12 protein-coding genes and 1 pseudogene are annotated in these 9,964 nt (G+C 37.7%); 3 read left to right on the top strand and 10 right to left on the bottom strand.

The features are described 5' to 3' along the window. On the top strand, positions 1-423 hold a 423-nt coding region (locus AB1397_03110; GenBank protein MEW6481982.1), incomplete at its 5' end, for a T9SS type A sorting domain-containing protein. Between the two features lie 244 nt (positions 424-667). Here the strand turns inward: AB1397_03110 and carA are convergent. From carA to ppdK, 10 genes and pseudogenes are all read right to left on the bottom strand, one after another. After that, the gene (carA, locus tag AB1397_03105) at positions 668-1,792 is read right to left on the bottom strand and encodes a glutamine-hydrolyzing carbamoyl-phosphate synthase small subunit (GenBank protein ID MEW6481981.1); all 1,125 of its coding nucleotides are present in this window, start codon (positions 1,790-1,792) and stop codon (positions 668-670) included. After that, positions 1,785-2,210, bottom strand: coding sequence for a ribose 5-phosphate isomerase B (rpiB, locus tag AB1397_03100; GenBank protein MEW6481980.1), 426 nt, complete (start codon positions 2,208-2,210; stop codon positions 1,785-1,787). The genes carA and rpiB overlap by 8 nt, the downstream gene beginning before the upstream one ends. A 28-nt stretch (positions 2,211-2,238) precedes the next feature. After that, complete coding sequence (locus tag AB1397_03095; GenBank protein ID MEW6481979.1) at positions 2,239-2,691, bottom strand: low molecular weight protein arginine phosphatase; 453 nt, start codon at positions 2,689-2,691, stop codon at positions 2,239-2,241. Next, positions 2,664-3,128 (bottom strand): ComEA family DNA-binding protein, encoded by a 465-nt coding sequence (locus tag AB1397_03090; protein MEW6481978.1) that lies wholly within the window; start codon positions 3,126-3,128, stop codon positions 2,664-2,666. The genes AB1397_03095 and AB1397_03090 overlap by 28 nt, the downstream gene beginning before the upstream one ends. Then, positions 3,092-3,571: a crossover junction endodeoxyribonuclease RuvC gene (ruvC, locus tag AB1397_03085; GenBank protein ID MEW6481977.1), complete on the bottom strand. Its 480-nt coding sequence runs from the start codon at positions 3,569-3,571 to the stop codon at positions 3,092-3,094. Before ruvC ends, AB1397_03090 begins: the two co-directional genes overlap by 37 nt. An 18-nt stretch (positions 3,572-3,589) precedes the next feature. Next, positions 3,590-4,873 carry a glutamate-1-semialdehyde 2,1-aminomutase gene (hemL, locus tag AB1397_03080; protein MEW6481976.1) on the bottom strand — a complete coding sequence of 428 codons (1,284 nt, stop codon included), beginning with the start codon at positions 4,871-4,873 and terminating at the stop codon, positions 3,590-3,592. After that, a pseudogene (locus AB1397_03075) lies at positions 4,870-5,109 on the bottom strand (putative PEP-binding protein). The gene hemL and the pseudogene AB1397_03075 overlap by 4 nt, the downstream one beginning before the upstream one ends. Beyond that, on the bottom strand, positions 5,102-5,506 hold the full coding sequence (locus AB1397_03070) for an aspartyl protease family protein (GenBank protein ID MEW6481975.1): 405 nt from the start codon (positions 5,504-5,506) through the stop codon (positions 5,102-5,104). The pseudogene AB1397_03075 and the gene AB1397_03070 overlap by 8 nt, the downstream one beginning before the upstream one ends. Beyond that, a complete protein-coding gene (locus AB1397_03065) occupies positions 5,503-5,700 on the bottom strand; it encodes a DUF5678 domain-containing protein (GenBank protein ID MEW6481974.1) in 198 nt (65 codons plus the stop codon). The genes AB1397_03070 and AB1397_03065 overlap by 4 nt, the downstream gene beginning before the upstream one ends. A gap of 1 nt (position 5,701) precedes the next feature. Then, positions 5,702-8,350 (bottom strand): pyruvate, phosphate dikinase, encoded by a 2,649-nt coding sequence (gene ppdK / locus AB1397_03060; protein ID MEW6481973.1) that lies wholly within the window; start codon positions 8,348-8,350, stop codon positions 5,702-5,704. A gap of 139 nt (positions 8,351-8,489) precedes the next feature. Here ppdK and AB1397_03055 point away from each other — a divergent pair, with 139 nt between their 5' ends. Both AB1397_03055 and AB1397_03050 read left to right on the top strand, forming a co-directional pair. Further along, positions 8,490-9,539, top strand: coding sequence for a site-specific DNA-methyltransferase (locus AB1397_03055; GenBank protein MEW6481972.1), 1,050 nt, complete (start codon positions 8,490-8,492; stop codon positions 9,537-9,539). Positions 9,540-9,641: 102 nt separating this feature from the next. After that, on the top strand, positions 9,642-9,848 hold the full coding sequence (locus tag AB1397_03050; protein MEW6481971.1) for a hypothetical protein: 207 nt from the start codon (positions 9,642-9,644) through the stop codon (positions 9,846-9,848). The last annotated feature ends 116 nt before the right edge of the window (positions 9,849-9,964 follow it).

Genomic DNA, 9,964 nt, shown 5'->3' with positions numbered 1-9,964 from the left:
ACCCTAATCTTTAAAGCAATCTCAGAAGACCCAGAATCAATAATAAAGATTATCCCAATTTCAACAAGGAATATGGCAAACAAAGAAATGCAATCCCAAGCAATCTTACTAACCATAAATACACAAGCTCCCCAAATCTCAGAGCTTTTTCCATCCTATCCAAATCCAGCAAACAATTTCTGCTATATTCCCTTTACCCTAGCAAAGGATTCCAATCTCTCATTAGAAATCTATAATCTCCTAGGACAAAGGATAAGAACAATGAAGCTTGGCTTTAAAAAGAAGGGCTCATACACAAAGCAAAACTCTGCTCTATTTTGGGACTTAAAGAATGACAATGGCATCAAAGCCTCAAAGGGCTTATACTTCTATAAGCTTATTGGAGATGACTTCTCTGCCATTAAATCAATGGTGGTGAGGTAGGGTTTACTTTCCATAAGTTTTTTAAACCAAAAGATTTTCCTTGACCTTGTATATACAAATGTCATACAATTGAAATATGGGACGTGTTTAGCTAAAGCTAAACAATTAAACAAAGCGTTTCTGGCTTTTTAATGAGGAAGCTTAAACACATATTAAGGAGCTAAACACATACATTTATTTGAGTATATTCCTCTAGCTAACTTGTATTTTTTTGCATATTTTAATGGTAGGCTTATCGCTTTCTCTAATCATTGTATCTCATATCTCCTACAAACCTATCAAACAAATAGCTTGAATCGTGTGGACCAGGGGATGCCTCTGGGTGGTATTGAACAGAAAATATGGGAAGCTCTTTATGTTCTATTCCCTCTAATGTATTGTCATTTGGGTTTATATGTGTTTTTTCTACTATCTCTGGAAGGCTTTTAATATCAACACAGAATCCATGGTTTTGTGATGTAATATCAATCTTTCCTGTTTTTAGCTCTAAAACAGGCTGATTTCCTCCCCGATGTCCAAATTTAAGCTTATATGTCTTTCCAGAAAAAGCAAGGCATAGTATCTGATGACCAAGGCAGATCCCAAATATGGGGATTTTTGTTTTTATAAGCCTTTTCACCTCATCTATTACATAGGGGACACCCTCGGGATCACCTGGGCCATTTGAAAGGAGGATTCCATCTGGGTCTTCTTTAAGAATTTCATCTGCCGTGCAAGAGGCAGGAAAGATTATAAGCTCGCAATTAAGGTCTGTTAATTTCCTTAAAATATTTAGCTTTACACCAAAATCAAAAACAGCAATTTTAGCCTTTTTATTCTTGCAAGGAATTGTGTATTTTTCTTTGCAGGTTACCATTTTTACAAGGTCTTTTCCTATGATGCCCGGTGCATCAGATAGCTTTTTTTGCAGGCTTTCTATGTTCAAATCAATTGTTGAAATAATTGCCTTCATTGCACCCTTATCCCTTATATGCCTTGTCAATGCCCTTGTGTCAATACTCTCAATTGCAATGATGTTGTTTTTCTTAAGGTAATTAGAAAGGGAGCTTTCTGCCCTGAAATTAGAAAATCTCTTGCTCATTTCCTTTACCACAAAGCCCTCTACTTGTGGCTTGCTTGATTCTACATCTTCATTATTTACGCCATAGTTTCCCATCAAAGGGTATGTCATATTTACAATTTGACCACAATACGATGGGTCTGTTAGTATTTCCTGATACCCTGTCATACTTGTATTAAAGACAATCTCTCCTGTTTTTTCACCTTTTGCTCCACAGGAATATCCCCTAAAAGCCCTTCCATCCTCAAGAAGAAGAATCCCTTCCGACTTTTTGATTCTTTGACTCTCTGACTCCCGACTCTTACCCAAGCTTCTCAACCCTCCTTTTATGCCTTCCTTTTTCAGGTTTTGCTTCCAAAAATGCATCAACAATTTTAAATCCCTCATCTTCCTGCAAGAACCTTCCAGAAAGGCATAGAATATTTGCATGGTTATGTTGCCTTGCAAGCCTTGCAAAATCTTCTCTATGGCATAAAGCAGCCCTTACATTAGGAATTCTATTAGCAGAAATAGACATTCCAATTCCTGTGCCACAAATAAGGATGCCTAATGAGGTTCTATTCTTTGAGACAAAATCTCCTACCAGGAATCCATAATCAGGATAATCGCAAGATTTATCAGAATCTGTCCCAAAATCCCTGATTTCAAAACCTTTTTTTATAAGGTATTCCTTTATTTTCTCCTTCAAAAGAAACCCTGCATGATCAGCACCCATAGCTATAATCATTGTTTAAAATTATCCCACCCCTAATTCCTTAATCCCATTCTATTTTATCTATACACCTCTTTATCTTCAAAAAACAGGTTTCATATGCCTCAATTGAACCACCAAAAGGGTCAGGTATCTCTGGATCTTCTTCTTTCGCATACTCACTAAGAAGATGTATTTTTCCCGATGCCTCTTTAAAGAGGGAAATAACCTTTTGTTCTTGATACCTTTCCATTACAAAGATAATATCTGCCCAGGAAACCATATCAGAGCTTATCTGCCTGATAACATGACATGCAACGGGAATTCCATAATTTTCTAAAACCCTCTTTGTCAAAGGAGGAAGATCAAGCCCTTCTAATGCAGAAATTCCGCAAGATAAGGCTTCAAGACCCAGGTTTAGGCTTTGAATGTATTTCTCTGCCATAACACTCCTACAGGAATTGCCTGTGCAAACAAACAAAACCCTCTTTAATCTACTCTTATCATATCCTTGCATTTCTCAAATTTCTTTTTTCCAATTCCCTTTACCTTCATTATCTCCTTTAATGATGTAAAAGTCCCATTTTCTTTTCTATATTTTATGATTTCTCTTGCTATGTTTTCTCCAATTCCAGGAAGGCCTATAAGTTCATTAAGGTTTGCTCTGTTTATATTTATTTTGGATTTTGGATTTTGGATTTGTTTGGGATCTGGAATTTTGGATTTTGAATTTGTTTCGGATTTCGGATTTCGGATTTCGGATTTAAAATTTGGGATTTGTCCCTCCACAACCTCTATCCTGGCAAATTGCCTTTCCTCTTTAATCCTCCTTAATATCAAGATAGATGATGCCAATATTGCAGATAAAAGAAAAATAGCAACAAGCATTTGCTGGGCCCTTGATAAAATAAAATCCTTTAAATATTTTTGCTCCATAATGATTGAATATGACATATAGCACAGGCAACACCATCTGCCGCATCATCTGGCTTTATTATATAAGAAAGACCAAGAAGCCTCTTTATCATCTCCTGAACCTGTAGCTTTGTTGCCCTTCCAAAGCCTGTAATTGCTTGCTTTATCTGAAGGGGTGTGTAGTTATAGATGGGAAGGCTTGAATAAGCAGAAGCAAGGATACATATCCCCTTTGCCTCACCAATGCCCATTGCTGTCTTTGCATTCTTAAAAAAGAAGACATCTTCTATCCCACAAGACTCTGGAGAAAATTCTTTGATTATTTCTAAAAGCCTCTTATATAAAAAAAGAAGCCTCTTTTCCTTTGGCATCTTTTTGTCTGTTTTGATAATACCTGCTTTAATTAGCCTTAAACCTTTATTTTCCTCGATTATTCCATATCCGGTTTGAGCAATCCCTGGATCAATTCCCAAGATAACCATAATTTCATATTTGACATTTTATTTTACAATATTATAATTTAAATTTGCAAAGGAAAAATTAATTGCCTTTTTTGTCTTCTCTATATCTTTATCTGTATGGCAGGTAGAAATAAAGCAAGCCTCAAATTGGGAGGGTGGAAAATATATCCCTTTATTTAGCAGCCCTTTGAAAAAATTGGCAAACCTTTCGCAATCAGAGGTCTTTGCAGACTTGTAATCAAATACAGGGCTATCTGTAAAGAAGATGGTAAACATTGAGCCAACTTGATTTACCTTGACACATCCAGAAAGGCCTTCTAAAAGGTATTTTGTCTTTTTCTCAAGCAGGTTGTATGGGTTTTCCTCCTTTAAAATATTTAAAACAGAAATGCCACATGATGCAACAATGGGATTTCCTGAGAATGTTCCTGCAGAAAATACATCTCCATCTGGTGCAAGACAATCCATTATCTCCTTTTTTCCACCATAGGCACCAATCGGCAAGCCACCTCCAATTATCTTTCCTAATAATGTAATATCTGGCTTTATTCCAATAATATTTTGAAATCCGCCAAAGCATAATCTAAAGCCTGTGATTATCTCGTCAAAGATAAGGAGGATTTTGTATTTCTCTGTCTCTTCCCTTAAAACCCTTAAGAACTCCAAATTTGCTGGGATAACACCCATATTTCCCGCAATTGGCTCTACAATAACAGCGGCAATCTCAGGATGGTATTTTTCAATTATTGCCTTAAATGAAGGAATGTTATTATATGGAAGAACAATTGTTGTTTGAAAAAATTCTTCTGGAATCCCAGAGCTGGTTGGAACTCCAAGTGTTGTTAAGGATGAGCCACAAGAGACAAGGAGGGAATCAACACAGCCATGGTAGCCACCCTCAAATTTTATTATTCTTTTTCTTTTTGTCCATCCTCGGCTAAGCCTAATAGCAGACATAACCGCCTCTGTCCCTGAATTAACAAGCCTTATTTTCTCAATAGATGGAATTGCCTTGCAGATTATCTCTGATAAAATAACCTCTTTCTCTGTTGAAAGACCAAAGTTTGTTCCTTTGTCTATTGCCTCTTTTATAGCAGAAGATACCCTTGAATGGCTATGACCTAAGATAATTGCACCAAAAGAAAGGCAATGGTCTATATATTTCTTTCCTTCCTTATCAAAAATATAAGCACCCGAGCCTTTTTCAACAAATATTGGCTTTTCTTTAACCGGCCTGAATGCCCTTGCTGGACTATTTATACCACCTGGTATATATTGAAGAGCTCTTTCGTATAGGTCTTTTATGTTCGGGGAGTTTTTCATTCCTCTTCCTTATTCTTTATCCTCGCTTGTGCTGCGGCTAAGCGGGCGATAGGAACCCTATAGGGTGAACAGGAGACATAGTCAAGGCCAGCTTTGTCGCAGAATATCACTGAGGATGGCTCTCCGCCATGCTCTCCACAGATGCCAACCTTAAGCTCCTTCCTTGTCTTCCTTCCCCTCTCAACCCCCATTTTTATAAGCTCGCCCACACCCTCCTGGTCTAACCCCTTAAAGGGGACTTTTAAGAAAAATCTTATTCTCAAATTCTCTAAACTCTATGGCAAATTTTTGAAATACATCTAAACGACCAAGAATAAGTGGCACTTCCTCAATCAACGCCCATCCAATGCGAGATGGAATTTCAATATCTTTTATCCTGAATCTAACTTTACTCACTACATAAGGAACACTTCCCTCTCCTATTCCACAAACCTCTCCCCTCATTGAGAGATCGAATTCTATACCAATAGCCTCTCCCACTGAATATGGAATCATTGAAATATCTGCCCCAGAATCAAGAAGCATAAAGACATTTACCTTTCTCTTCATCCCAATAATTGTTACAGGAATCACAGGTTTTAAGACCTCGCCAAATTTCTCTGAGGATACCTTTTCAAAAGAGAATTCAATCATACAACCATAAGTTTGTCTTTTGGTGGAACTTTATAAATAAAAGGCTCTTCACCTTTTTTTTCTGCTTTTTTTAAAACATTCTTAAAATCCTTTCCATGTGCCACAACAGAATTTCCTACAATAGCAATATACTCACCTGAATATCTCTTTTCTAAGTCTGTTTGCAACAGAAACCAAGCATATTCTTTTTCCATATTATCCCTCTTTTTTCACCCTTGCCTGAGCTGCGGCTAAGCGGGCGATAGGAACCCTATAGGGTGAACAGGAGACATAGTCAAGGCCAGCTTTGTCGCAGAATATCACTGAGGATGGCTCTCCGCCATGCTCTCCACAGATGCCAACCTTAAGCTCCTTCCTTGTCTTCCTTCCCCTCTCAACCCCCATTTTTATAAGCTCGCCCACACCCTCCTGGTCTAATACCTCAAATGGGTTATCCTTCAATATTTTATCAACTAAATACTTGGGAAGAAATTTCCTCTCTGCATCATCCCTGGAGAAGGCAAAGGTCATCTGGGTTAGGTCATTTGTTCCAAAGGAGAAAAATTCAGCACTTTCTGCAATTTTGTCTGCCACAAGGCTCGCCCTGGGAACCTCAATCATTGTTCCAACCATGTATTTTACCTTAATCCCCTGCTCCTTAAATACCCTTTCTGCTGTCTTATCTACTACCATTTTTTGTTCATCAAATTCTTGTTTATCTGAAACCAAAGGAATCATTATCTCTGGGAAAACCTCTATTCCCTTCTTTGCCAAGATACAGGCTGCCTCTAAGATTGCCCTTGTTTGCATCTCGGAGATCTCAGGATAAACTATCCCAAGCCTGCATCCCCTTAAGCCTAGCATTGGGTTTATCTCAGAGAGATTAGAAACCTTATGCAATAGCTTCTCAATCTCTTTTTGTCTTTCTTGCTCTTTATCCTCAACCCTTAATTTTATAAGCTCAATCCTTAATTCCTCATGCTTTGGAAGGAATTCATGTAAAGGCGGGTCAAGCAGCCTTATGGTTACAGGAAGGCCTTGCATTGCTCTAAAGATTCCCATAAAATCTTCCCTCTGGAATGAGAGGAGCTTGTCCAATGCCTTTCTCCTATCCAACTCTTTTTCTGCCATTATCATTTCTTGCATAATGGGAAGTCTTTCCTCTCCAAAGAACATATGCTCTGTTCTGCATAGACCTATTCCCTCTGCACCAAATTCCCTTGCCTTTTTTGCACTCTCTGGGTCATCGGCATTTGTGCGAACACGAAGCCTCCTTTTCTGATCAGCCCATGTAAGAAGGGTATTTAGCTCATCGGTTATCCTTGGTGGAATAATGAATGGAATGCGAGAAAGATAAACCCTGCCCGTTGTTCCATCTATGGTTATCTCATCGCCCTCCTTTAGCCTCTTTTTCTCTACCTCTAGCTCCTTTTTCTTCTCATCAATCTTTATTATCTCACATCCGCAGACACAGGGCTTTCCCATCCCCCGAGCAACCACAGCGGCATGCGATGTCATTCCACCCCTTGCAGTAAGGATTCCCTCTGATACAGCCATTCCATGGATGTCATCGGGAGATGTCTCCTCCCTTACAAGGATAACCTTATCCTTCTCTGACATCTTTACAGCATCATCGGGAGAAAAGACAATCTTTCCAATAGCAACCCCAGGGGATGCAGGAAGGCCTGTGCAATCAGAAGAAATATCCGCACTTGGGTCAATCTGGGGGTGAAGGAGGGCTTTTAAACTACCTGCTTCAACCCTTAATAATGCGGTATCCTTTGTAATCAGCTTCTCCTTTACCATATCCACAGCAATTTTGACCGAGGAGGCTGGTGTTCTCTTTCCCTTTCTTGTCTGGAGGATATATAAATTTCCATTCTCAATGGTAAATTCTATGTCCTGCATATCCTTGTAATGCTTTTCAAGAAGCTTTGCAATCCTTTCAAATTCTTTGTAAATATTGGGCATCTGATCGTGAAGATGAGAGATGTGCTTTGGTGTCCTTATCCCGGCAACAACATCCTCTCCTTGGGCATTGATAAGATACTCGCCATAAAGCCTCTTTTCGCCATTTGAGGGATTTCTTGTAAATGCAACGCCTGTTCCCGATGTATCTCCCATATTTCCAAAGACCATTGCCTGGACATTTACCGCTGTTCCTAATGTATCGGAGATTTTGTATATCCTTCTGTACTCAATAGCCCTTTTGTTATGCCAGCTTCCAAATACTGTATCAATAGACATCCATAGCTGTTCCCTTGGGTCTTGTGGAAAATCCTTTTTCTCTGAAGCAACCAGCCTTTTGTAATCCTTCACAACTTCCTTAAGGTCTTCACAGTCAAGCTCAATATCATAGACAACACCCTTTTTTCTCTTTTTAGAAGAAAGGATATCCTCAAATTTCTTAATCTCTATTTTAAGGACAATATCAGAAAACATTTGGATAAACCTTCTATAGGCATCGTAGGCTGTCCTCTCGTTTCCTGTCTGCTTTATAAAGCCCTTTATTGTCTCATCATTTAAGCCCAGATTAAGGATTGTATCCATCATTCCCGGCATTGAAATTGGCGCACCAGAGCGAACAGAAACCAAAAGGGGGTTTTCCTTATTTCCAAACCCCCTTTGCATTGCATTTTCCAGCTTTTCCAAAGCCTTTTCAACCTCATCCCTTAGACCTTCGGGATATTCACTATTCTTATAATAATAGCTACAAACCTCGGTTGAAATGGTAAATCCGGGGGGAACCGGAATCCCAATGTTGGTCATCTCAGCTAAGTCAGCACCCTTTCCTCCCAAGAGGGATTTTAACCCTGTCCCTCCATCTGCCTTTCCATTTCCGAAGAAATATACATACTTTGCCATTTTTCTTCCTCCTTTTATTTTAATAAAGAATTTATTTTAAATTAAGTTATAATTTTTGTCTAGGTTTTTCTATGGTAACTACATTTTAGAACAAAATGATTGACAAAAAATAGGGATGTGAATATATTTTTACTTCACAATGAACAAACCCCTTATCATTGTGGAAAGCCCGACCAATAGTGAATTGTTGACCCAAGATGGGGTAGAAAAAAAGGGTGGAACTACCGAGTGTCTTAAGCGGTTAGACCTTCATGGAGAATTACAGAAAAGGATATTGCCATTATGCAGGTTAAAATATGGTGATATATGGGAAGACCCAATTCAGGGACATAAGGTTGGTGTATTAGATGCCACAAAACTGGAAGATGTTAAAAAGATTATGGTTAATGAAAAAGCCAGGTTGGTTGTAAATGATCCACCTTATAATGTAGCAATTGGCAATGCAAATACGAATGCACTTTTCAAAATAAACATAAAAAATTACTTAGAGTTTTCAGAAAAATGGGTGCAAAATGCAATTTTAGTAACGGATAAAGATGCCCATTTTTATATATGGTTAGGGGCAGATTATAAAGATAACCTTCAGCCTCTTCCTGATTTTATTATTCTGATGAGAAAATTTAAGGAAATAAGACCTAAAAATATTATCACTTTAAGAAATCAAAGGGGTTATGGAACGCAAAAAAACTGGATGTGGATAAGACAAGAGCTTCTTTATTATATTAAAGGCAATCCCAATTTTAATGTAGATGCCGAATACACTGATATTCCTAAAATATTAAGGGGGTACTACAAAGAGATAAGCGGTAAGATTACAGAAAATTTAGAGCGAAGCAAATCAAGGTATATTAGGGCAGGGAATGTATGGGTAGATGTTCAGCAAGTATTTTATAGAATGGAAGAAAATGTCCCTGGGTGTTATGCCCAAAAACCCTTGAAAGCAATAGAGAGAATAATTCTTTCAGCCACGAATGAAAAGGATTTGGCTGTAGACTTTTTTGCCCATTCTGGGACAAGTCTAATTGCGGGAGAAAGATTAAAAAGAAGGGTTTATACATTTGATATTGACCCAATATTTGCTGAGATTACGATAAGAAGATTAGAACATTTTAGAAAGACAAGACAAACAGGATGGCAATGGAGGAATCCATTTCCTGAAATAGAAGACGAAAAGAAAAAATGGATATAAAACAATTGAAGCAATATTTGGAAGGTTTGATTCAAAATTTAAAACCTAAAAACTACCAATTGCTTAATGCAAGGTTGGGAAGTTTGAAGTCGGTTTTTCCTTTTGGAATATGAATATATGCTTATGTTCTTACTTGATAAAGAAATGGAGAAGGCTTTAAGATATGGTTCAGATGAACCTTTTTGGATGAATTATCAACAGATTAAAGTGGATATGGCTGATGTCTTTATTTTCATTGGTGTCTGGATAGAAAGAATAGTATATTGGGTTATGTCTAAAGAAGAAATCAAGAAAAACAAATACTTATAGTATCTTCCATTACTTAGTGCAAAAATAGATAGGGTTGTGTTTATCTGTTAAAAATTCATCCACCTTTTAAGAAATTTTGAATTCTAAATTTTGAATTTTGAATTGAAGGTTTAAGT

The organism is bacterium (genome assembly GCA_040756715.1).
GTDB lineage: Bacteria > UBA9089 > UBA9088 > UBA9088 > UBA9088 > JBFLYE01.
Note: the sequence above shows the minus strand (reverse complement) of the source record. Positions and strands in the feature narration are given on the sequence as shown.

Excerpts from the sequence above, each read along its gene's own strand:
- AB1397_03070 (MEW6481975.1), bottom strand. The coding sequence starts at position 5,506 with ATGATTGAATTCTCTTTTGAAAAGGTATCCTCAGAGAAATTTGGCGAG.
- AB1397_03065 (MEW6481974.1), bottom strand. The coding sequence starts at position 5,700 with ATGGAAAAAGAATATGCTTGGTTTCTGTTGCAAACAGACTTAGAAAAG.
- ruvC (MEW6481977.1), bottom strand. The coding sequence starts at position 3,571 with ATGGTTATCTTGGGAATTGATCCAGGGATTGCTCAAACCGGATATGGA.
- AB1397_03090 (MEW6481978.1), bottom strand. The coding sequence starts at position 3,128 with ATGTCATATTCAATCATTATGGAGCAAAAATATTTAAAGGATTTTATT.
- AB1397_03055 (MEW6481972.1), top strand. The coding sequence starts at position 8,490 with ATGAACAAACCCCTTATCATTGTGGAAAGCCCGACCAATAGTGAATTG.
- hemL (MEW6481976.1), bottom strand. The coding sequence starts at position 4,873 with ATGAAAAACTCCCCGAACATAAAAGACCTATACGAAAGAGCTCTTCAA.
- ppdK (MEW6481973.1), bottom strand. The coding sequence starts at position 8,350 with ATGGCAAAGTATGTATATTTCTTCGGAAATGGAAAGGCAGATGGAGGG.
- AB1397_03095 (MEW6481979.1), bottom strand. The coding sequence starts at position 2,691 with ATGCAAGGATATGATAAGAGTAGATTAAAGAGGGTTTTGTTTGTTTGC.
- rpiB (MEW6481980.1), bottom strand. The coding sequence starts at position 2,210 with ATGATTATAGCTATGGGTGCTGATCATGCAGGGTTTCTTTTGAAGGAG.